At 38.9% G+C, this 24,592-nt stretch carries 15 protein-coding genes and 5 pseudogenes; 4 read left to right on the plus strand and 16 right to left on the minus strand.

The genetic code is table 11. The annotated features are described in order from the left end of the window. The first annotated feature begins 67 nt into the window (after positions 1-67). Positions 68-754, plus strand: a complete 687-nt coding sequence (locus NDM98_RS15280) for a PspA/IM30 family protein (protein ID WP_251609620.1) — start codon at positions 68-70, stop codon at positions 752-754. Between the two features lie 103 nt (positions 755-857). Here the strand turns inward: NDM98_RS15280 and NDM98_RS15285 are convergent, their stop codons facing one another. From NDM98_RS15285 to NDM98_RS23585, 12 genes and pseudogenes are all read right to left on the minus strand, one after another. Further along, on the minus strand, positions 858-1,640 hold the full coding sequence (locus NDM98_RS15285) for a hypothetical protein (protein ID WP_251609622.1): 783 nt from the start codon (positions 1,638-1,640) through the stop codon (positions 858-860). 154 nt (positions 1,641-1,794) lie between these two features. After that, positions 1,795-3,607: pseudogene (locus tag NDM98_RS15290) on the minus strand (ABC transporter ATP-binding protein). Positions 3,608-3,619: 12 nt separating this feature from the next. Next, positions 3,620-5,368 carry an ABC transporter ATP-binding protein gene (locus NDM98_RS15295; RefSeq protein ID WP_251609628.1) on the minus strand — a complete coding sequence of 583 codons (1,749 nt, stop codon included), beginning with the start codon at positions 5,366-5,368 and terminating at the stop codon, positions 3,620-3,622. A gap of 203 nt (positions 5,369-5,571) precedes the next feature. Next, on the minus strand, positions 5,572-5,991 hold the full coding sequence (locus tag NDM98_RS15300) for a YusW family protein (protein WP_251609630.1): 420 nt from the start codon (positions 5,989-5,991) through the stop codon (positions 5,572-5,574). Between the two features lie 100 nt (positions 5,992-6,091). Then, a complete protein-coding gene (locus NDM98_RS15305) occupies positions 6,092-7,504 on the minus strand; it encodes a SpoVR family protein (RefSeq protein WP_251609632.1) in 1,413 nt (470 codons plus the stop codon). Between the two features lie 211 nt (positions 7,505-7,715). Further along, a pseudogene (gene galE, locus NDM98_RS15310) lies at positions 7,716-8,702 on the minus strand (UDP-glucose 4-epimerase GalE). Between the two features lie 18 nt (positions 8,703-8,720). Further along, positions 8,721-10,457 (minus strand): phospho-sugar mutase, encoded by a 1,737-nt coding sequence (locus NDM98_RS15315; RefSeq protein WP_251609634.1) that lies wholly within the window; start codon positions 10,455-10,457, stop codon positions 8,721-8,723. 86 nt (positions 10,458-10,543) lie between these two features. Next, entirely contained in the window at positions 10,544-12,166 is a 1,623-nt protein-coding gene (locus NDM98_RS15320) for a glycerol-3-phosphate dehydrogenase/oxidase (protein ID WP_251609636.1), read from the minus strand. A gap of 112 nt (positions 12,167-12,278) precedes the next feature. Next, positions 12,279-12,725 (minus strand): FixH family protein, encoded by a 447-nt coding sequence (locus tag NDM98_RS15325; RefSeq protein WP_251609638.1) that lies wholly within the window; start codon positions 12,723-12,725, stop codon positions 12,279-12,281. A 364-nt stretch (positions 12,726-13,089) separates the two neighbouring features. Then, a pseudogene (locus NDM98_RS15330) lies at positions 13,090-14,593 on the minus strand (GNAT family N-acetyltransferase). A 790-nt stretch (positions 14,594-15,383) separates the two neighbouring features. Continuing rightward, the gene (locus NDM98_RS15335; RefSeq protein ID WP_251609640.1) at positions 15,384-15,596 is read right to left on the minus strand and encodes a chemotaxis protein CheC; all 213 of its coding nucleotides are present in this window, start codon (positions 15,594-15,596) and stop codon (positions 15,384-15,386) included. Between the two features lie 132 nt (positions 15,597-15,728). Further along, positions 15,729-15,860, minus strand: coding sequence for a hypothetical protein (locus tag NDM98_RS23585; RefSeq protein WP_285804023.1), 132 nt, complete (start codon positions 15,858-15,860; stop codon positions 15,729-15,731). Between the two features lie 229 nt (positions 15,861-16,089). Between NDM98_RS23585 and NDM98_RS15340 the strand changes: the two genes are divergently transcribed. The 3 genes and pseudogenes from NDM98_RS15340 (at position 16,090) to NDM98_RS24850 (ending at position 21,071) form a co-directional block, all read left to right on the plus strand. Continuing rightward, positions 16,090-17,232, plus strand: coding sequence for a sugar phosphate nucleotidyltransferase (locus NDM98_RS15340; RefSeq protein WP_251609642.1), 1,143 nt, complete (start codon positions 16,090-16,092; stop codon positions 17,230-17,232). A gap of 15 nt (positions 17,233-17,247) precedes the next feature. After that, positions 17,248-18,747: a glycogen synthase gene (locus NDM98_RS15345; protein WP_251609644.1), complete on the plus strand. Its 1,500-nt coding sequence runs from the start codon at positions 17,248-17,250 to the stop codon at positions 18,745-18,747. After that, positions 18,695-21,071: pseudogene (locus tag NDM98_RS24850) on the plus strand (glycogen/starch/alpha-glucan phosphorylase). Before NDM98_RS15345 ends, NDM98_RS24850 begins: the two are co-directional and overlap by 53 nt. On the opposite strand, the gene NDM98_RS15360 reads toward NDM98_RS24850, so the two are convergent. The 4 genes and pseudogenes from NDM98_RS15360 to nfsA form a co-directional block, all read right to left on the minus strand. Continuing rightward, positions 21,060-21,788, minus strand: a complete 729-nt coding sequence (locus NDM98_RS15360; protein ID WP_251609647.1) for a glycerophosphodiester phosphodiesterase family protein — start codon at positions 21,786-21,788, stop codon at positions 21,060-21,062. The pseudogene NDM98_RS24850 and the gene NDM98_RS15360 overlap by 12 nt on opposite strands. Positions 21,789-21,801: 13 nt before the next feature. Next, the gene (locus NDM98_RS15365; RefSeq protein ID WP_251609649.1) at positions 21,802-22,434 is read right to left on the minus strand and encodes a fumarylacetoacetate hydrolase family protein; all 633 of its coding nucleotides are present in this window, start codon (positions 22,432-22,434) and stop codon (positions 21,802-21,804) included. Positions 22,435-22,481: 47 nt separating this feature from the next. Continuing rightward, positions 22,482-23,645: pseudogene (locus NDM98_RS15370) on the minus strand (pyridoxal phosphate-dependent aminotransferase). A 46-nt stretch (positions 23,646-23,691) separates the two neighbouring features. Further along, on the minus strand, positions 23,692-24,438 hold the full coding sequence (gene nfsA / locus NDM98_RS15375; RefSeq protein WP_251609650.1) for an oxygen-insensitive NADPH nitroreductase: 747 nt from the start codon (positions 24,436-24,438) through the stop codon (positions 23,692-23,694). Between the last annotated feature and the right edge of the window lie 154 nt (positions 24,439-24,592).

Below are 24,592 nucleotides of genomic sequence, written 5' to 3' on the forward strand. Positions count from 1 at the left end.
ACTAATCACAGAATGAAATGCCTGTGATAAACTAATGATAGTGAACATACCATAGGAGGGATTTTACATGTTTCGTTTCTTTTCTCGAGTTCGTACCATTGTTTCATCTGAATTAAATTCTCTACTTAACAAAGCTGAGGATCCAGGTAAAATGCTAGATCAATTTATTGTTGATATGAAAAATGATATTTCAGAAGTTGAAGCAGCAGTGGCTAAGCAAATAGCAAGTGAAAAGCTACTAAAGAAACAACTTGATGAGTCTACACAAGCTGTAACAAAGCGTGAAGAGCAAGCGATGGTAGCGTTAGAGTCTGGTGATGAGGACCTTGCTCGTAGAGTTTTAGAAGAGAAAACAAAGCAACAGACACATGCAAGCAGCTTACAGGTTTCATATGATGAAGCGACAAAATTGTCATCAGAACTACGAGATAAGCTCCGTGAAATGAAGGATGAACTTCGTGATATGACCATGAAAAAAGATTCCCTCAAAGCACGTAATGAGAGCGCACAAGCACGAGCTAAAGTAAATCGTTCACTTTCTGGAATGGATTCTGGTGCTAAAAGCGGTTTTGATCGTATGGAAGAAAAAGTTATGCGAAGTGAAGCTGAGGCAGAGTCTTCTGAAGAACTTAGAAGTATAAATAAAACGTTGGATGACGACCTTGCAGCATTAACAACAAAAAGTACAGTTGATAGTGAACTTGAACAATTAAAAGCTAAAATGGCCGAGAAAAAAGCCTCTGCTTCCGAGTAACAAAAAGCTCAGTACCCTTCTAATCCTAGGTACTGAGCTTTTTTTATCTTATAGGGAATGAGTCATTTCCTCACGCACTTTTTTCAAATATGCCTCTGCTCGATCAACTTCTCCAAGCCTTGAGAGCTAATGTAAAACGTTCGTACGAATCAGGTAATGATGACTTCTCTTTAAATTCAAATTGGGAGTCAATGTCACGCTGTTCCCTAAGTAGCGTATGGAGCCTATTTATTCGATCCTCAAGTTCAATCCTGTCATTTTGTAGGTGCTCAAGATCTTTTTTAGCCGACATCGAATCAAGTTGTTCAATTTGTGAAGATATTTCTTCGAGCTCGCGTTTTAAGTACTTGGTTTTTTGAACTAAATTTGTTAAAGGGTACTCCATTTTATTTGCTAAGGAGTGTAGCTGCTTTTCTATATTCGCAATGTTAGCCGTTTCTTCTTTTTCAAGTGATGCTATATGCGTATCCTCTTGATCAAAGTCTTCAAGCTCCTGTTTCAATTTATGAAGCTTTTCAAATTCTTCTTCTAACTGAGACTTTGCACGCGGTAACACCGCTATTACTGACCCGTAAGAGGCTCTTGTTACACGTAAGCCATCAAGGTTTTGTTGGGCTTCTTTTGCATTGTGTAGGATACTAAAAAAACCCTCGCTTAATTCTTCATAGCGTTCTTTTGTTTTCCCACGAGAAAGTTTTAACTTGTCTGAGGAATCATGATATGGCTGCAATACTTCTGCAAGCAGCTTGTCATGTTTTTTTGAAACTTCTTCTACTTCTTGCTCTAAATAACGGTTTCGTTTATTTTGTAGCGAATGTCTAATGAATAAAATAATGACTGCAAACACCACTAATGTCACTACAATCTGAATGAACATGACTAACATCTAAGAACACCCCTTTCTCTTCTGTTTATGAATACCCTATTTTGCTCTTGTTACTTCATTATCTCAAAATTCTTTTGATTCATCATACATATACGTTACTAAGTGTAAAAATGTTGCATATAAAAAACGCGCCTCAACCGAAGCGCGTTTTGACCTATTTCTCTAATGCTGCATATTGTGATTTGACTAACTCGTAATACTTGCCTTCAGAATTAATTAATTCCTGATGGTTCCCTTGTTCAATCACATTCCCGTGCTCTAAAACAATGATTTGATCTGAATCACGAATAGTCGATAAGCGATGAGCAATCATAATCGCTGTCCGGTTATGAAGAAGTCGTTTTAAGCCATTTTGAATAATTAACTCTGTTTCGGTATCAATGCTGGCTGTTGCTTCATCAAGGATGAGAATTCGTGGATCAGCTAACAATGCTCGAGCAAATGATAATAGCTGTCTCTCCCCTACAGAGAGAACACTACCCTGCTCTTCTACTTCTGTCTGATAGCCTTTTTCCAATTTCGAAATAAATGTATCGGCACCAATTGCTTTTGCGGCCTCAATCACTTGCTCGTCTGTTGCACGAACATTACCGAAACGAATATTCTCCATAATGGTTCCTGCAAAAATAAAGGTATCTTGCAGCACATAACTAACATTTGTACGTAACTCATTTAGTTTCAGATCTCTTAAATCATGACCATCAAGTAATACGCGGCCTTTGGTTGGATCATAAAAACGACTCATAAGATTAACAATGGTTGATTTACCTGAGCCAGTATGTCCAACTAAGGCAATCGTTTTTCCTGCCTCAAAAGTTAAATTAATCTCATTTAATGCTTTTCTTGATGAATCGTATGCAAACTCAACATTTTCGAATACTAATTCACCTTTAACATCTTTCAACGATTTTGCATCTGGCTTTTCAGGAACAGATGGTTTCTCATCAAGAAATTCAAAAATACGCTCAGATGATGCCATACCAACAAGTAGCTGGTTATACACTTGACCAAGTCTAGAGATTGGCTCCCAGAACATTCCTAAGTAGAAGGCAAAAGAAACAAATACACCAATTGTAATATTTGGATCGTTTCCTTGAATGAGATGAGCACCATACCAGATCAAGATCGCGCCACCAAGAGCACTTGCCATTTCTACAAATGGTCTAAACATCGCGTTCATTCGTGATGCCTGCTTCCAAGCTCTCATAGTTATCTGTATTCACAGTATCAAAGAACTCCATGTTTTCTTTTTCTTGAGCATATGCTTGGGTTACACGAATGCCTTGAATACTTTCATTTAAATGCGAGTTTAGCCTAGATTGTCTAATCCGAACGACCTGCCACGCACGACGAATTTTGCGTCGTAGCTTAGTAGAAATGAAAAACATAATTGGTAGGACAATCAGTATGGCCAAAGCAAGCTGTGGACTCAATGTAAATAAAATAATGACAATCCCAACTAGCATCACTAAATCCATTAATAAATTTACAACACCATTTGTAAACAGATCCTGAAGGGAATTAATATCATTAATGACACGAACTAAAATGGATCCTGCTGATCGTTTATCAAAAAAGCGGTGAGACAGCCTCTGAATATGCTTAAATAAATCAGAGCGAATATCATAGATAATATGCTGTCCCAGCTCGTTCATCCATCGAATACGATAATAGTTTGACACGTATGACAAGATATACATCCCAAAAACAATAGCAGCTAACATAAACATAAACGATACATCATTACTTGAGATCCCATAATCCAGTGCGTAGACGCCAATGAAAATTGGAATGGCGAGTCGCACAAGAGTGGAGATAAGCATCGCAATAATTGTTTTTGGGAGTTGTGATTTAGCATAAGGTTTCATATATCCAAAGAGTCTTGTCATTTGTAACCAGTTAAACGGTTTTTCAATGATCTGCTCTACTGGATAATGAAATCGCGATTTCTTTGTCGTCTGTTCCATCATCCTACCCCCTTACGCCCGTTGCAACACATGTTGCTGGTCCTGATTCTGAATATCATAAATTCTGCGGTAGATACCTTGCTTTTGACGCAATAATTCTTCATGCGTTCCACGTTCCGTAATTTCACCATCATCTAATACTAAAATCTCATCAGCATGCTTCACGGATGAAATTCTGTGAGCAATGATGAAAGTTGTTCTACCTTTCATCACTTCTTTAAACGCTTTTTGGATTTTCACTTCCGTTTGCATATCGACAGCACTAGTAGCATCGTCCAAAATTAAAATACTAGGATTCATTATGATGGCTCGTGCAATGGCAATTCGCTGTTTCTGACCACCAGATAAACCGAGACCACGTTCTCCTAGCACTGTTTCATAACCGTTTGGTAATTCTTCAATAAATTCATGAGCATCAGCCCGTTTTGCTGCATCAATAATCTCTTCCATTGTTGCATCCGGATTTCCGTATGATAAATTATCACGAATAGTTGATGAAAACAGGAATGTTTGCTGAAGGACCACACCTATATTTCTTCTTAATTCTTTTAATGTGTAGTTTTCAAGCGGGCGTCCATCAATTAGAATGTCTCCTGATTGTCTTTCATAAAAACGAAGCATTAGCTGAATCAATGTTGATTTTCCTGAGCCAGTTGCTCCAACCAATCCAATTGTTTTTCCTTGAGTTGCTTCAAAGCTAATGTCTTTGACAGTTGGTTTGTTTTTAGAATCATATTGAGACGTGACATTTTGGAAGCTCACTTCTCCAACAAGACGTTGTGTCTGTTCATCTGCAACACCATCTGGTCGTTCTTCTTCATCAAGCACTTCAAGTAAACGCTCGCCTGAAGCTTTTGATTGCGAAAAAGTATTAATGATAAATCCTAATCCCATAATTGGTCCTGTAATGTAGGCAACGAGACTAAAAAAGGCAACGAGTTCTCCTGGAGTAAGCGAACCTGTTATCGTTAAATACCCACCAAATGCCAAGAGAATAACCGCTGCCAAATTCCCTACAAGTTCCATCAAAGGAAAGTATGTTCCCCATATTTTTGCTACATGAAGATGTTTACTTCGGTAATCTTCATTTTTTCCAGAAAAACGAACGATTTCCTCATCTTCTTGAGACAAGGCTTTTACCGTTTGCATCCCACTAACATTTTCCTGTACTTTTGTATTTAATTGAGCGAGAGATTTTCTGATTCCTCTAAAAGCTGGATGGACACGCTTGTCAAACCGAATGACCACGAGTACAAGTAACGGAACCATTGTCATTGTGGCAAGAGCTAATGGAATCGAGTAATAAAACATAACCGCCATACTAAAACCAATTAGCAAAACAAGGTTGACAAGCTGCGCACAGCCAAATGATAAGAAGAATCTGAAGGCTTCAACATCAGCCGTTAATCGTGACATTAAATCTCCAGTTTTGGCGTTATCATAATAGCGAAAGGGTAAGAATTGAAGTTTTTCATACAGAGAATTTCGAAGTCGATACACAGCTCTTACTCCAAACATATCTCCTAAATATTGATGAATATAAACGGCTCCCCCTTTTAGCATCATAATTCCTATAAATCCTAAAGCCAGATATGGTATTAAACCATATTGTCCACCAACTACAGCTGTATCAATGGTGTACTGTAAAATAATCGGATACAACACCGTTAATCCTGATACAACAGCCAAAGAAATTAATGACCAGATAAACATCTTCTTATCCGGCAAGTAAAATCTCGAAAGCCTTTTAAACGTATCCATGCTAACCCCCACCTCAAATCAATCGCTCTCTAATTATTTAGAGCCACGAAGAATAAAATAGCAAAGTTAATCTTACCTTGATCCCCCCGAACAGTCAATTGTTTATCACTAATTTTTTTATATTTCTGATCTTTTTAAAATAGCGCTTTCATTCTATGTATACTGGGCTTGGATTATTCGAGAATGATAAAAGAAAAACGACCTTAATGATCGTTTGTCTCATAATGCTTTTTTGTTCCATCGGCAAATGTGATGTGAAGATCAAGGATATCGTACGTACCACCAAATTCAAATACATATCTTGCCTGTTGGATGACTTCTTCGGTGAATGTTGCCTTATCAATTGTCAAAAGCTCTATCTTCTCAGACAATTGATCTTCATTAATTGAATTTGAATTCAATAAATCGTTGTGATACATCCACTGTTCTGGCTCACCCTGCACATATTGTGCTCTGACTTCTTCCCCGTTCTCATAGACAACTTGTAACGTTAATTCTTTAATTTGATCAACGTAATCACCAACGGATTGAACTTTCGCGGGAGTTGCGTCCTTTTCGTTTACTTGACTCTGACAACTAGTTACTAACAACAACATGAATAAACCATAGACAATTCTTCGCATACCACGGTCTCCTTTAGACTTAAGTTAACCCTAGTATGTCCAGCTTTACTTGTATACTATGTAAAAAACTGCCCACTTTAATTAGCTGGGCAGCTTCACATTAAATATATTTACGCTGCATTTTTTTCCCGTCATAAAAAAAGCAAATCGGTTTATCATTGATTTTTGATTCAATGTGAACAGGTCTACCCCACAATTGATTGATATATGGCATTACCTTCTCCAAATAAGACACGTCGAGCTCTGTATCTTCAAAGCTGTGCGTAATATATAGCTCTCCATTTTTCAAATAATCTCCATCTGTAATGCTTAAGTATGGAAATCCTCCATTCACTCTTGATGATGCAAGTTGATCACGAACGGACTCCCATTGCTTATCGATCACTTTGTATTCGTTACCTTGCTTTTGAAACAAATACATATCTTCTCGCATCACTAAGTCTCTTGTTAAATAGTTTCGGATAAATGAAATGTCTGATTCAATTTCGCGCACTTCAAACATTTTTTCACGACCACTACCAGGCTTAATGCCTTGGCGTTTTTGCATCTCTTCCGTTGGATGATCATATTCATGTTCAATATTTTCAAAGATCTTTAATCCAAGATAGTACGGATTAATTGATGTTTTTGATGGTTGAACCACTCCTGCATTCAGCTTTGCAAATTCAATCGTTTCACTTGTTGTTAAGTCCATCTCTCGAAGTATTCGAGCATGCCAATAGGATGCCCATCCCTCATTCATAATTTTTGTTTCAAGCTGAGGCCAAAAATAGAGCATTTCCTCACGCATCATCGTTAATATATCTCGCTGCCAGTCCTCAAGTTCACGACTATATTCTTCTATAAATAATAAGATGTCTTTTTCAGGTTGTGGTGGGAAGTGTTGTTTTTTTCTAGGAAGTGATTCTGGGTCTTGTTTCTTCGAGTTCTCTAATTCCCATAGATCATCATAGTCACCTCGACGCCTTACCTGCTTCTCTTCTTTTTCATCAAGAGACCATGATAATTTTGGTCGAAGTAAGCTCGGATCAATATGCTCTTGAATAGCTAGTACAGCATCTAAAAAAGTCTCGACTTCATCTTTTCCATGTAGATGTTCATAATGAGCGATGCGTTCCGATGTCGCACTCATGCTTTCTACCATATCTCGTCTTGTATTCGAAAAACGTACGTTGTTTTTAAAGAAATCACAGTGTGCTAAAACATGAGCAACAATTAATTTATTTTGAATAAGTGAGTTACTATCAAGCAAAAAGGCGTAACAAGGATCTGAATTGATCACTAGTTCATAAATCTTGCTTAATCCTAAATCGTATTGCAGCTTACTTTTATGAAACTGCTTACCAAATGACCAATGACTATAACGTGTTGGCATGCCATAGGCTCCAATAGTATATATAATTTCTGCCGGACAGATTTCATAGCGCATTTCGTAAAAATCCAATCCGAAACCAGTTGCAATTTCTGTTATTTCACCAATTGCCTGTTTAAGATCATTCCAATCATTTGACACGTGTGTTTTCCCCTCACTTTCGCTTTTTTTACTATATGAGTGTACATGTAGATTTTATGAGCGAATTAAAAATGTAGAAGGGTAAAAGCTAGAATTACACTATGAAAGGTCAAAAGATGCAGAATAAGAATCCTACGCTGATTGGTACCTTGAAACGAAAAGACGAACGATCATTTAAGATCGTTCGTCTTGGAAATTCGTCAGTATAAAATTAGTTCTGATAACCGTTTGGATGGGCAGAATGCCAGCTCCACGCGTGTTTAACTATATCTTTTAAATTAGTAAATTTCGGTTCCCAAGAAAGCTCGGATTTTGCTTTTTCAGGAGATGCAATTAAAACAGCGGGATCGCCTGCACGACGAGGTGCAATCGCTGCTGGATCTCGTGTCCTGTTACTTCTCTACAAACATCAATGACTTGTTTAACAGAGAAACCTTGACCAATTCCTAAATTATAAATTGAGCTAATTCCATCATTCTTCAGCTTCTTAACGGCTAAAAAGTGAGCATCTGCTAAGTCCATAACATGGATATAGTCTCGGATACACGAGCCGTCTTCCGTCTGATAATCATCACCAAATACTTGAACCTGATCTCTTTGTCCTAACGCCGTTTGCAAAACAATTGGAATAAGATGAGATTCCGGATCATGATCTTCACCAATACGTCCTTCTGGATCTGCCCCAAGCTGCGTTAAAGTAACGAAGGCATACTGATTTTAAGCCATACGCCTGATCTGACCATTTTAACATCTTTTCAATAGCAAGCTTAGTTTCACCATATGGATTTGTCGGATTAGTTGGTAATGTTTCCACAATTGGTACTTGCTTTGGTTCTCCGTATGTTGCTGCAGTAGAGGAGAACACGATGTTTTTTACATTATGTTCAACCATCTTAGTTAGTAGTGAATGAGTTCCAATCACATTATTGTGATAGTATTTTAATGGTTCTTTTACACTTTCTCCAACTAGTGAATCCGCTGCAAAATGAATAACCGCATCAATATTTTGTTCAGTAAACACCTTGTCAAGAAAGACTCCGTCCAAAAGATCCCCTTCATATAAGGTTGCACCTTGTAGTGCATCACGGTGTCCTTTTGAAAGATTATCCAGCACTACTACATCTTCACCTTTATCTAACAAATGAAGTACGGTATGGCTGCCGATGTATCCAGCACCACCAGTAACTAAAATAGCCATTTTCTTTTTCCCACTCTCTTAAATAAATTGGTTCACGTAATTCATCACTGCTGTGCGAAGTGACGCTAATTTCTCGTTGCTCTCTTCTTCATTATCTGCGTTGACACCAAAGTAAAATTTCACTTTAGGTTCTGTGCCAGATGGACGTATGCAGAACCATGATCCGTCCGCTAGTTTATATTTTAAGACATTGGAAACAGGTAGTGTGATCAATTCCTTTGCACTAGTTTCCAGAGTGATTCTTTCACTTGATTGGTAATCTTCAACGGATTCAATTGGAACATCGTTCATTTGTTTAGGTGGGTCCAATCGGAATGAGGAAAGAATGCTATTAATTTTCTCAGCTCCCGCTTTCCCTTTTAACGTTAACGATTCAAGTCCCTCACGATAAAATCCATACTTACGGAATACTTCCTGTAAGCCTTCGAAAACAGTCATGTCACGCGACTTATAATAAAGAGCTAGTTCAGCAGCTAAAAGACACGCTTGCACTGCGTCCTTATCACGAACAAAATCACCAATTAAATAGCCATAACTTTCTTCATAACCAAATAAGAAGGTATGTTCACCAGATTCTTCATATTCTTTTATTTTCTCACCGATAAACTTGAATCCTGTTAACGTATCAAGTGAGCTTAATCCAAATTGTTCTGCAATCTTGGCACCAATTTCAGAAGTAACAATTGTCTTTAATACAATACCGTTTTCAGGAAGTGTGCCATTTTCCTTATGTTGACTGAGCAAATAATCAAGCAGCAGGGCACCCGTTTGGTTACCTGTTAAAACTTGATAGTCACCCTCATGATTCTTAACAGCTAATCCAACACGATCAGCATCGGGGTCTGTAGCCAGCAAGATATCTGCTTCTTCTTTCTCCCCATATTTCATTGCAAGCTCAAAAGCTGCATGTTCTTCTGGGTTTGGAGACGATACAGTCGAAAAATTAGGGTCAGGAAGCTCCTGTTCAGGAACAATCGTTAAGTTAGTAAATCCAGAGTCTTCTAGAACACGACGAACAGGAATATTAGCTGTACCATGTAACGGTGTAAATACAATTTTCACTGTTAGCCCTTGATTTCGAACTAAATCAGGTTGAACCAAAATCGTTTGCAGCTGATCATTATAAGCATCATCTACATCTTGAGGTACAACTTGATAGGTAAGTTCACTTTTCAGTTCTGTTTCATCTCCAACTTCTATCAGCAACTCATTTTGAATAGCGTCCACATAGCTAACAAGCTCATCAGCCGGTCCAGGAGGCAATTGTCCACCATCAGGTCCATACACTTTAAAACCATTGTATTCAGGTGGATTATGACTTGCCGTTATGACGATGCCTGCATATGCATTTAAGTGGCGCACGGCAAATGACAACTCCGGTGTTGGGCGCAAATCATTAAACACATAAGCGGTAACTCCTTGTTTGCCTAAAGTTAATGCGGCTTCTCTAGCAAATTGAGGAGATTTGTGACGTGAATCAAACGCAATTACCACACCACGTTTTTTTGCTTCTTCTCCTTCGCTTTCAAGGTAATCCGCCAAACCTTTTGCGGCACGGCGAACTGTATATGTATTCATTCGATTTGGACCTGGGCCAATTTCTCCCCGCATACCGCCCGTTCCAAATTCAAGGTTTTTATAAAAACAATCCTCAAGCGCCGTCTCATTTCCTGAAAGGGCTTTTAGCTCTGTTTTCACATCTTCTTCAAGTGTTAAAAAGCTAGACCACTTCTCATAGCTCTGCTTCCAATCCAAAAAATCTCCTCCTTATTTAGCAACTAATTAACAAATTCACAATGTCTTTAGTTTACTACTTTTTTCCTATGCCTGCTAGTGTTCGTTTACTTTCCGATCAAGCTATTTTTCTTAATTTCTTTTTCCATTTCACTCTGCCAATACAAGCTTTCCTGTTCATCCCATTGGAAACGATCCTGCATATAACGAAAAACCGGATTCATCCATTTCTCCATTAAAACACGATTAAAGTAAAGGGCATGTGTTCTTCGCATTAAAAAATCAACAGGAGAGATTACCATCTCCTCATCTATTGCATACGTCAGCTGGGCAAATAGGATAGGAGGTAGTCCTGACTCTGCAGCTCGTCTTCTGCTTGTCCGTACTCTTGACCATATATTGGTGACATTTGACCCATAAAGGATAGTTAGCGCATACGCTTCTTCATACGCAAGACCAAGCGATTCTCCTTCAGTAGCCTTTGTTTTTAAGTAGCTCTCAAAACGATCTACTCCACCAACTTGTCCACCAGATAATGTGATTGAATCGGTTTGACTTCCTATAGATTGTCCATGTTCCTTCTCGATTGAATCAATGACTCGTTCTGCTAAAAGGCGGTACCCTGCCATGTAATGTCCGCACACAGACCTGAGACCAGAAGAAGAGACTACGAGCTCCTCTGTTTTGTTTGAGCGTTGATGAACATGGTTTCGTTCTTTATCAATCCACAACGATTCAACATGATCTTTAGTTAACTCAACTGACGGAAAAGTCTGATTTACCGAATCAAGTAATAGTTGAGCTGCGATGAGAAATTGATCTTCATCACTTAGTAAACCTACATCGGTTGAACCAATATAGATTTTTTGCCCAAAAGGAATAGCATAAAGCATTTCTCCTTTGCTACTCTCAAAATACATACCTTGATGAATCGGCAGAGACTTTCGGTCAACAACAATATGTAGCTTATTTGTATATGTATGTGGTGGTCCTTCTATTGAACGGTCTTGCTCACGCAAATGATCAATATTCGCCCCAGTTGCATTCACGATATATGTGGCAAATAGTTTATGAGCTTCACCCGTTAATTGGTCAACGGCCATAACACCAACAACTTTTCCTTGTTCGTATAAAAATGACTCTGCCTTAAGATAATTTGCTGCTAGGGCACCTCTTGCCGAAGCAACTTTTAACACTTCAATTGTTAATCTGGCGTCATTAATTTGATATTCAGTATAAAGGCCCCCACCTTTAAGATTATCCATTTTCAAAAGTGGCTCTTGTTTTTGAGTTTGTTTCTTATTTAACATATGCCGACGATCTTTTTTGTTCAACTCAACCCAACGATCATAGATACGTAAACTCAAGGATGCCTGAATTCGACCAAAAGCACCTTTTTTATATACAGGAAGCAACATACTAATCGGTGACACTAAATGTGGAGCGTTATCAAGAATGATAGCTCTTTCTCTTCCTAATTCTGCAAAAGCCTTAACATCTAGATGTTTAAGTTCACTTAATCCACCTTGAATTAGTTTATTTGATCGACTAGACGATCCACCTGAAAAATCATGTTGATCAATAATACCTGTCCTAAAACCCCTTACCTGAGCATCTAAGGCAATACCTGCACCTGTAATACCTCCACCAATAACTAATACTTCAAGTCCTTCTTGTTTCAGTGCTTCAATTTGGTCAAGTCTTCTCTCCCCTGAAAACGTTCCACTCATCGGGCCCACTCCCCCTTACATCCCTATCTACAAGTACTATACGGAATTCCCTAGGTAATTGTTTCAGATTGATTTCCTTTTCTTGTAGTATACATCAAACAAGCCTTTCATTCTATTTTCTATTTTCACTCGGATCCATTTTTGTGGCCCCAGGTTGAACCATTAACGAATACGTAAACTGTTGTTGACTTCGATTGTTAGAAACCTCTATCTGAACTTGCCACTCTCCAGATTCCGTAAATAAATAATCAGTCTCAAACAAACCTTGCTCTACATGATGCATCCATTGTTTTTCAGTAATTCCTGTCTCTACATGACTGACTTCAAACTGCACTTGCCCATTCTCCATAGGACGACCTTGCGTATCTTCAAGAAATAATTGAACCTTTTCAACTCGATATGGACGGTAACCCTCTGCTACATGTACTTCATGGATTTGCCATTGGTCTTCCTGAACCGTTAAAGACGGATAAAACAAGCCATAAAATAGAACAATCATCAGTACAATCATCACTGCTATAATTTGCCCGTATTCTTTTGTTTGTGTTTTTTCTAACATGTCCTATCCCCACTCTGTCTTTTTCCTTTAGTCTCGCCATTAAAGGAGGAATGCAAACAAAAAGAGAAGCACCTACTATAGGTACTTCTCGATTAGTCTTTATATGGTAGTCTATAGTCTCGCAAAAGGAAGCAACGTACATTTGCGTTCCTAAATTCGCTACCGGAACGGGCGGCACGCTTTCCTAGGAAGGGCGTGCCGCTCGTTCCGTCAGCTAAGTATGAGAAAAGCCGTAAGTTTGTCCTTCCTTACTTTATAAAGCTCAGGAAATAGATCTAAGAAACACTGAGAGATAAGGTAAAAGCAACATTATTAAAAAAACAGCAAATCCAAAAAAGGATTCGCTGTATACATAATACGCCTATTAAGGCTGTTTATAAGAAATGTGATACACGTCATGACGGCGATCACGTAACTGATTCACACTGCCTGATCGTCTGTGTCTGCGGAGGATCTCAAGATCGACATCTCCAACAACAACTGTTTCAATGTTAGGATTACACTCTCCAACAATACCATCACGAGGGAATGTAAAATCAGATGGACTGAAAATTCCTGACTGTGCGTATTGAATATCCATGTTTTCAACGTCAGGAAGATTACCAACAGTTCCTGAGATGACAGTATATATTTGATTCTCAATTGCCCGTGCTTGAGAGCAATATCTCACTCGTAGATACCCTTGACGGTCATCCGTACAGAACGGCGTAAAGATGATATTAGCGCCTTTATCAACAGCGATTCTTGCAAGCTCTGGGAACTCAATATCATAGCAAATTTGAATGGCAATTTTTCCACAATCCGTGTCAAACACCTTTACTTCATCTCCGCCAGAAATTCCCCAGAATAAACGCTCATTTGGTGTAACATGAATTTTATATTGCTTTTCAATCGTACCATCACGACGGAACAGATAAGCAATGTTAAAAATCTTGCCTTCTTCTTCCACAAAATGAGACCCACCAACAATGTTAATGTTGTAACGAACGGCAAGCGTAGTAAACAGCTCAATATAATCTTCCGTAAACTCTGTTAGCCTTCTTATCGCTCTACTTGGACTTTTTTCTGGTAGAAACGAGAGAAGCTGAAGGGTAAAAATTTCTGGAAAAATGGCAAAGTCCGAATTAAAACACCGCTACATCTGTGTAATATTCACACTGTACAGCAAATTCTTCAAAAGACGAAATCTTCTTCATTTCATATTGAATTGTAGTAATACGAACCGGGAAAGACGTTTTAAACTTACGCTTTGGAATCGTTGGTCTATAATCGATATTGTTCCATTCCATAAGAGTCGCATAACGCATAGATGCCTTATCATCATCCAGATAGTTAGAATTCACACGTTTTAATGTAAATCCATTTACAACTTGGAAGGTAAGCACAGGATCATACAAATTATGCATGGTCACTTCTTCAACGTATTGTCGTGGAGTTAACTCAGCTGCATGCTTTGAGTAATTGGGAATTCGTCCTCCAATGATAATACTTTTTAGATTCATTTCTCGAGCTAGGTCTTTACGCGCTTCATACAATCTGCGTCCAATTTTCATTCTTCTAAAGTTCGGGTGAACCATTACTTCGATTCCATATAAATTATAGCCTTCAGGATCGTGGTTTGTGATATACCCTTCATCTGTAATCTCGTCCCATGTGTGCTGATCATCATACTCATCAAAGTTGATGATTAAGCTAGAACAGGAGCCAATTATTTCTCCATCATACTCAACACAAAACTGGCCCTCTGGAAAAATTTCAATATGACTACGTAGCTGATCATACTGCCACGGTTCCATATTTTTAAAACATACCTTAGACATTTCTATAATATCATCGAAGTCTTTTGCTTCGATGTTTCGAATAATCATTTTTTTCTCAAACTTTGAAACATCAATTTCTTTCAATGCCGTTCACTCCTTCCAAATCATACAGAGATTACGATAGGTAGTGTACCTCTTTTTAGATCGTTTGAATAGTATTTTCAATTGAATTTAAAAAATCCGCACATTTAGTACGGATTTCTCATTATAAAGTTTTGGAATAAGTGGAAGCACTTCGCTTAGGAGAATTCTCATCATCATCTAGTGTGAAGAATCTAGGTTGAGCTCTAGATATCAGGAATAAGAGTGGGATATCAGGAATAAGCGGCTTTTATCGGTAATTAGAACTCGTTATCAGCAATGAGCCTCACTTATCGGTAATTAGAACTCGTTATCGGCAATGAGCGGCACTTATCGGTATTTAGAACTCGTTATCGGCAATGAGCCTCACTTATCGGTATTTAGAACTCGTTATCGGCAATGGGCCTCACTTATCGGTATTTAGAACTCGTTATCAGCAATGGGCCTCACTTATCGGTTATTAGAACCCGTTATCGGCAATGAGCCTCACTTATCGGTTATTAGAACCCGTTATCGGCAATGAGCCTCACTTATCGGTTATTAGAACCCGTTATCGGCAATGAGCCGCACTTATCGGTTATTAGAACCCGTTATCGGCAATGAGCCGCACGTCCGTAAGACTTAGCGCCGAATCATTCCGCACTCACTGCCTCGACGTGCATTAAGAACCAAAACGACGAACGATCCTATCTTCAGAATCGTTCGTCGTTTTGGTTTGTCATTCATATATTTCTGTCATCCATGCTCTTTACACTTATTACGCTCGAATCGTTTCTTCTACAACCTGAAATGACAGATGAATGTCAATTTGGCCTAACGAGCTATCAAGAGACAACGTTAGATACTTTTCAGACGAGTGAAAGATAGAAGAGCCTTCATTTGTAACCGGAGGCGTCACATCAATTATACATTGTTCATTCGACAACTCTGTCGCCGTAGTACCCGCAATCCAGTTCCCAAATTCCTTCACCGCACTCCAAGCTCATTGCATCTAATTCAGTAACCGTCATACCGCCCATCATTGTACTAACAATATTTAAAGCAGTCTCTTTCTTAAAACTACAAATGATTTGACCAGCTAACTGACCTTTTACACCAAGGATTACAGAAATGTCATTACTCGTGACGCTTGCATCTCCAGCTTAGGAGTTAGTGAGTGTACCTCTGCCCCTAGATGATTCATTAAAATTCCTTTTGTTGCTCGCACAATTGCATTAACATATCTAGCTTCCATTAAATTCCCCTACCTTACTCATTTATATTCGATAATATTCGACATAATTCTTTATGATCATTGTTACCTATTTATCGACCGAGTCCAAGCAAAAATTAAAGGGTTTATAAACTGAACAAGTTGTTTTTTTATAAAGGTTCTTTATAGAGGAATAGAAAGCGGTTACACATTCATACGTATCAATACATATCCACCTAAAAAACATGGTATGAGAAAAAGGGGGAATTACGTGAGCTCTACGGTGAAATGTGTAGCTATGATTTTAGCAGGAGGTGCAGGTACAAGATTAGGAGCTTTAACAAGAGAAGAGTCGAAACCCGCAGTCTCCTTTGGAGGCAGCAATCGCATTATTGATTACACACTAAGCAATTGTATTCATTCTGGGATCAAGCATGTTGGAGTGTTAACTCAATATAAGCCTGAAACCCTGCATTCCCATCTGCAAAATAGTGAACCTAAGGGCTTAACCATTCAATGCCTGCCCTCTACTGATTCATCTTATGAGGGTACGGCAGATGCTGTAGGAAAAAACATAGATTATATTCAACAGCATGATCCAACCCATGTTCTTATTCTTTCAGGTGATCATATCTATCAGATGAATTATCAGGAATTAATTGATTTTCATAGACAAAAAGACGCAGACATGACAGTCGCCTCTATTCAAGTTTCTAAAAGTGAAGCAAGCCGCTTCGGAATTTTGAGTGTTGATCAAAATGGGGCTGTTACGGAATTTGAAGAAAAACCCACACATCCCAAGAGTCAGATCGCTTCAATGGGCATCTATTTATTTAATTGGTCCTTCTTAAAAAAATGTCTTCTGGCTGATGCAAACAATCCAACTTCTAGTCACGACTTTGGCAAAGATATCTTACCAACAATGCTTGCTACTCATTCGAGATTGTTTGCCTATAATTATGACCAATACTGGAGAGATGTTGGGACCATTCAAACCTACTGGGAAACTCAAATGGATTTAAACCGTAGCAAATCACCATTCAAATATAGTCAAAATGAATGGCCGCTATTCACTTCCTATCCTGCTGCTTTTGTTCCGATTTCAATTCAAACTGTTTCTGAGTCAAAAAAACGAAAAATATCTGAATCAGTCATATCCCCTAGTGCATATATTTCAGATGGTGCTGCTATTTATCAATCAATTATTCTTCCAGGTTCATCTGTTGGAAAAAATGTCTATCTCCACAAAGTAATCGTTGCTGAAAACACTCATATACCTGACAATCTTTCATTTGCCTCAAACGACGAAGTGATGTTGATTACTCAAGCAGTTGTGCACCGTTATCTCTCTAAAACAAAAAGCAACGATACAGAGCATTCAGCAACAAATCAACTGTTAAAGAAAATCAAGTAAAAAGGAGCTTTATTGATGACTGACAATTGGACGGATATCTGTCATGTAGCGACAGAGTGCACCCCTTTTTATAAGACGGGAGGATTAGCAGATGTCATAGGATCTCTTCCTCAGGCTCTAGATATGCCCCGCGGTACTGTAACCGTGATTTTACCCAAGCATCAAACACTCTCTGATAAGTGGGGCAGCCAATTAAACTGGATCTATACTCTCTCCGTTTGGGTGAAATGGAGGAAGCAGTCCTGCCAAGTTTACGAGCTGTATCATCAGGAGATTCGGTACTTATTTTTTGAAAATGATTATTACTTTAATCGCCCTGTTCTTTACGGTTGCCACGATGACGGTGAGCGATATGCGTTTTTTTGTCATGCGGTCATTGAATGGATTGATCAGCAAAAGGAGAAACCTTCTATCCTACATTGTCATGACTGGCAGACTGGATTGTTGCCAGCTTATATACGCGCTAGGAATTGGCAAGAGCAAATAAAAACCGTGTTAACGATTCACAATCTTGCTTATCAAGGTCAATTCCCCTCCTCTGTGTTTAAGGAATTACTTCATTTTGATGATTCGGCTTATCCTATTTTAGAGATGGATGATCATGTAAATTATTTGAAAGCAGGCATTGCAGAAGCTGACAAGATCACAACAGTAAGTCCTTCTTATGCGCTAGAAATTCAAGAACCTTCATTCGGGTATAAACTTGATGGACTACTCAGACAACGATCTGATGACCTAGTTGGCATTGTGAATGGAATTGATTTAAAGGATTATAATCCAGCAGAAGATAAAGAGCTTGTAGCACCCTATACAAAACGTTCAAGTGCGTCTGAGATTAATAAACGTAGTTTGCAAGTGGAAGCTGGCTTGTCTATGTCTATTTCTACTCCTTTATTTGCCGTTGTATCAAGACTTGTGCCTGAAAAAGGAATTGGCCTCTTACTTGAGACCTTAAATCAGATGCTCCCTCATGAACGCATTCAAGTTATTGTTCTCGGAAGTGGTTCCCCCGAGCTTGAACACGAGCTACATGTGATGCAAAGCCGATTTCCTAAGAAGCTTTGTTTTTTCCATGGGTTTGATGAAGGTAAAGCTCGAAGAATCTATGCAGGCGCAGACATGCTTTTAATGCCTTCTTTGTATGAACCATGTGGGTTAAGTCAATTAATTGCCCTGCGTTACGGCTGTGTACCTATTGTTAGAGAAACAGGTGGATTAAAGGATACGATACAATCCTATCAACCCCACACCGGTACAGGAAATGGATTCACCTTTTTAAATAGAACATCTGGTGATTTACGTTTGACGATGAATCGAGCCCTATCTATCTTTCATCATAAACATCAGTGGAATAAATTGCTCGCGAGCTTTGCATCCTCTGACCTTAGCTGGCTGGCATCGGCTTCACTTTATCATCTTGTTTATGATGGCCTTCGTGATCGAAAAGGAGTGTTAAATCAACATGCTGATCAACAAGAGAACATTCAAGGAAACGTTATCGAAGCAATTAGTTGATGCTGGCCCTCTACCTTCTAGTCATGTTCTACTAATGATCGCATCAATCATTAAAGAGTTGCTTTCAGACAAGGCAGCATCTGCTCTTGATTTTAAGCAAAAACAAGTGTATTACTTCTCAATGGAATTTCTACCCGGCCGTTTTATTGAGACCAATCTTTTAAACCTGGATCTGCTAGATTCCTGTAAAGAAATTCTTTGCTCCAATCAGTATGATCCAGATCTCATTTTTCAAAGTGAATTAGATGCGGCGCTTGGCAACGGTGGATTAGGTAGACTAGCTGCTTGTTTTTTAGATTCATTGGCTGCCCTAAACTTCGTTGGTCATGGCATGGGGCTTCGTTATCAATATGGTCTGTTTGAACAAAAAATCTCAGAGCAGAAACAGGTCGAACTACCTGATCAATGGTTTAATGGTTCCGGTTATGTTTGGGAAAAGGTTCAAGCAGACAAGGCTTTAATTGTTCATTTTGGTGGGGCAATTCAATCAAGTGTTCAAAATAACCGACTAACTTTCCACGTAAATGATGCTGAAGAAGTAAAAGCAATCCCATATACTATACCGATTTTCGGCTATCAAAATGAACAAGTTAATCAGCTAACCGTTTGGAAAGCCGAAACGATGCCAGCGAGTCCCCATGTTGAGTTTGAAGCGTATGCCAAAGGAAAAAGAAAAGCTGAAGAAATCACTGAATTTCTCTATCCCGATGATTCACACTACGATGGAAAAGTTTTGAGATTACGCCAACAATATTTTTTGGTTTCTGCAGGTTTACAATCGATTTTATCAAGTTTTCTTCATTCTGAAGGTGTCATCGAGAACCTAGCAAAGAAGCTAGCAATCCAAATCAACGACACACATCCAAGCCCTCATTATTCCAGAGTTTATGAGATTATTGATTGATGAACATGAGCTTTCATGGGATGTTGCATGGGGTATTGTTCGTGCAACCGTCTCCTATACAAACCATACATTGATGGATGAAGCCTTAGAAAAATGGCCTGTTTTTTTAGTAAAAGAACAGCTTCCTAGAGTGTATTTGCTAATTGAAGAAATTAATCGCAGGCACTGTCTTGAGGTTGAATATGAGGGATTACACGAATGGGAAAAAATCGAGGATATATCGATTATTACAAACAATGAAATCCATATGGCAAGACTTGCAGTGATAGGTAGCCATTCTGTAAATGGCGTGGCGAAGCTTCATTCAAGCATTTTAAAGAATCGATTAATGAAATCGTTTTCTAGTCGCTTTCCTTCTCGATTTACAAATAAAACAAATGGGATTAGTCATAGACAATGGTTATTAAATGCAAATCCACTGCTGGCAACATTTATTACCGAATTGATTGGAGACGAATGGAAAAGCAATCCGCAATCATTAGAAAAATTACTAGCTTTTACAGAAGACTCTGCCGTTCTATCTGAACTCGCATCGATTAAGTACACCAACAAACAAAGGCTCTCGCAAAAAATCTATGCCAAAACCGGTCAACACATTATGGTTGAATCATTATTTGACGTTCACATCAAGCGACTACATGGCTATAAGCGACAACTGTTAAACCTTCTGCATATTTTGTATCTTTGGGATGTATGTCATGAAAAACCTGAATTAATAAAAGTTCCTCGTACGTTCATTTTTGGGGCAAAAGCAGCGCCAGGTTATCTATATGCCAAGCGTGTCATTTCATTAATTACGTCTGTTTCAGAACAACTTAATCAGGACCCAATAACAAAAGGAAAGCTTCAGGTACTATTTTTACCTAATTACAATGTGACTCAAGCGGAATTGATTATTCCTGCAGCAGACCTCAGTGAACAGATTTCTACCGCCTCTAAAGAAGCATCAGGCACAGGTAATATGAAAATGATGATGAATGGCGCCTTAACAATTGGCACAATGGATGGGGCAAATATTGAAATGACAGATTTAATCTCAACTGAACATTTTTTTGAATTTGGCATTGGTGCGGAGGAAGTGCTTGCGTATGAACAAAACGGACGATATTCGCCTCGTGAAGTATATAACCAGGACCAACGTCTACAAAAAGTATTGAAAAAACTAGTGGATGGCACAATTAAAGGGGATCAGGTTGCTTTTAAAGATATCTATTATTCTCTCTTGTATAACGGCGATGAATATTTCCTATTGAAAGACTTTGGCAGCTATGTACACGCACAAAACCAGGTACAGAATCAGTATCTCGATTCACATACCTGGCAAAAAAAATGCTTAATTAATATTGCCCATTCAGGCTATTTTTCAAGCGATCGAACCATCTCTGAATATGCAACTGATATTTGGGGCTTAGGAACCTAATCTCCTTTTATCGCGCACATCTAGAGCCAAATCAGGGTAATCCGTGAAGATCCCTTCACTGCCCCATGCATAAAATTGGTTCATTCGATCAACCGTGTTTACTGTGTATGGACGAATTCGATAGCCTTGCTCTTGTAGCTCTTGAGCCTCATGCATAAGCAAAGTAGATGATTTAAAATGAATACCCTCTACCTTTAACATCTGCAGATACTCACCAGGATCCACCATTGCCTGATGAACAAGAGCAGCCGCCTCAATATGCGGCTTTTCTTGTTTCGCCAGATAAAGCGCCTTGTGATCAAAGGAAGACAGGATTGTCCGCTCTTCAACACCATATGTCTCAAGCAATGGTAGAATTAGCTCTTTAATTTGAGAACGGTCAGATAATTCTGTTTTCAATTCAACATTTAGCCTTAATGAATGATTTTGAGTCCAATCAAGAAATTCCTCAAAGGTAGGAATTCGCTCGTCTTCATCTGTAATCATCCTAAGCTTCTGAATCTCTTCTAAAGTAAATGAGCAAACAGATCCCTTGCCATTTGTCACTCGATTTACTGTGCGATCGTGAATGATAACGGGAATGGCGTCCTTAGTCAGTTGAACATCCAATTCTAAACCATCTGCACCTGCTTTGGCAGCCTGCTTAAAGGCTGTCATTGTGTTTTCTGGATATCTCCCTGAAAACCCTCTATGTGCAAAAATCTGAGTATGTGACATGATTCCTCCTCAGTTATTCTGTAAATGAAACGTAAAAGCTTCCCTTTTCTTCTTCTCCCCAATGTAGCGTAAAGTGATCACCTTCTGCAATTGGACCTACGCCCTCAGGAGTACCTGTAAAAATAATATCTCCCTCAGATAATCCAAATGCCTGCTCGCATTCATCTAGTACCTGTTGAAAATCAAATAACATCTCCGTGCTGTTTCCAGACTGAATGATTTCTCCATTTTTTTGAAGAGAGAACGTTGTTTGTTTGATTTCATCCACATTAGTTAATGGCCAAAATGGCGTTAAAATAGCTGAATTACGAAAGCCTTTAGCTCGCTCCCAAGGATGGCCCTTCTTTTTTAGCTTTGATTGAAGGTCACGTAACGTTAAGTCAATTCCAAGAGCAATTTCAACAACACGATCGTTCACTGATTGAGAGTTCGATTTCTTTCCCACTTTCAGCACAATTTCAAGCTCGTGATGGATCTCTCCTTGTCCACTTGGGTAGCTAAGAGTTTGTCCGTTTGCAAAGGCCAAAGCACCTGTAGGTTTTGTGAACAGCAAAGGTGTATCAGGTACCTCATTTCCTAATTCTTTTGCATGCTGAGCGTAATTACGTCCAATACAGAATATATTTTGAATGTCTTGTAAAGTCATGTTCTCTTCTCCCCTTTATCATATGTATTGACTACATAGTTAGTCCCCTAAAATAAGTCCAACTCTGCAATCCTTTGAACTGCTTCTTTAAGTTCATCCTCTTCACACAACAAGCCAAGTCGAACAAATCCTTCTCCGTATGTACCAAATCCGTTTCCAGGTGCCACAACCACTCTAGCCTTATACAATAATAAATCCGCAAATTCCTCAGAAGTGTAGCCTTCAGGAACAGGAAACCATGCAAAAAAGGAGCCTGATGGAGCTGATACCTTCCATCCTATACGCGCCGCTTCTTTAACTAAAACATTTCTTCTTGCCTCATATGTAGCCACCAATTCTGTTACACACGATTGATCAGCTGTCAGCGCATAGGCTGCTGCCTCCTGAATTCCACCAAATAGGCTGCAGTAATAATGATCCTGAATTAGGTTGATCGCTTCAATGATCTGTGCGTTTCCAACAGCAAAACCAACTCGCAGCAAGCCATATTGTAGGTTTTGGAGAGGGTCATCATTTCAATCCCTACATCCTTTGCTCCGGGTACCTCCAGGAAACTAAGCGGTCTCTTGCCATCAAACCCAATCGCACCGTATGCATAATCATGTATGATTGCGATGTTATTTTTCTTCCCAAGTTCTATCGCCTTTTCAAATAGATCATGATCAGCCACAGCACCCGTAGGATTATTAGGATAATTAAGAAACATCATTTTTGCCTGATCTAATACTTCATCTGAAATGATGGAAAAATCCGGTTGGAAATTATTCTTAGATTGAAGAGACATTGTCTCCATTTTTGCACCAAGCCAACGCAATTCCTGACCAATAATCAGGATAACCAGGGTCAGGAACCAAGGCTGTGTCTCCCGGATTCAACAAACATTGACTCACTTCAACAAGTCCTGTTTTTGTACCGGATAGAATGGCTACTTCCGTTTCTGGATTAATCTCGACACCACACTCTCGTTTATAATACTCAGCAACGGCTTCTTTTAAAAATCCATAGCCAGTAAACGGAGAATATTTGTGATAAAGCGGATTAGAAGACGCTTCTTTTAATTTCTCAACGATATGTTCTGGTGTTGGCTGATCAGGGTTTCCCTGCCCTAAATTAATCACATCATCGTGTGTCTTTTTTACTTCGATAGTTTTACGCACTAGCTCTGCAAAAAACTGCTCTGGTAACCGATTAATAGCCTCACTTTTTTCGATGTTCACAGCGTTCCCTCTTCTCTCACCAAGCTTAATCTCTTTACCTTTATTTCAAATCGGTTAAAAAACCTTGCTTCCTCAAAAACTCATTTATATGCGGACGGTTTGGTTTACCCATATAACTAGCCATTTGTTCAGACCACGTCTGTTGCTTTGCATTGGTTTGACGTGTTCCATAATAAGTTAGCATCGTCTCATTATACTCATCAAGTGATTTTGGAATAGAGGTTCTTTGATAGGACTCATAAAAAACAGAAGCATCTTTTGGAAGTCTAGGTTTCTGTGCAATATCCTGATTTGGATAACCTAAACATAACCCCATAACAGGGAACGTACTTGGTGGCAGGTCTAGAAGATTTGTGACTTCTTCTGGTTGATTTCTTATTCCACCAATCATCACTCCACCGAGTCCCATTGACTCAGCAGCCAATAAAAGATTCTGAGCAACAAGTGCTGCATCTACAGCTCCAACAAGAAGCTGTTCCGCGCCTCCTATTTCAAGGGACTGATTATGTCGCTTGCTCGCCTCTTCAATACGATGATAATCTGCACAAATAACAAGAAATACTGGACACTCTTCTACCCAACGCTGTCCGCCTGTTAATGAAGATAGTGTTTCTTTTTTTTCATTGTTTCGAATAACAATAATACTATACGCTTGAACATGATGTGAGCTCGGTGCCCATCTAGCAGCGTCCGTTATTAGACTAATTTGTTCATCGCTTATATCTTGATCTGTAAATTTCCGAATGGAGCGGTGAGCGCTCATTGTTTGAATTAATTCATTTGTCATTGGTTTGAACACCTCATTCATTAAAAATACTATTTCTTACCCTTGCAGATTGTCACCAACACAAATGGATGAAATTGGTGTAAACTGATTTATGAAAGTTTTCTATCTTCTACTTTATCACGACAAAGCCAAGATCGAAACCTTTCCACATCAG

Origin of the sequence: Alkalicoccobacillus plakortidis (assembly GCF_023703085.1) — a bacterium.
Classification (GTDB): domain Bacteria; phylum Bacillota; class Bacilli; order Bacillales; family Bacillaceae_D; genus Alkalicoccobacillus; species Alkalicoccobacillus plakortidis.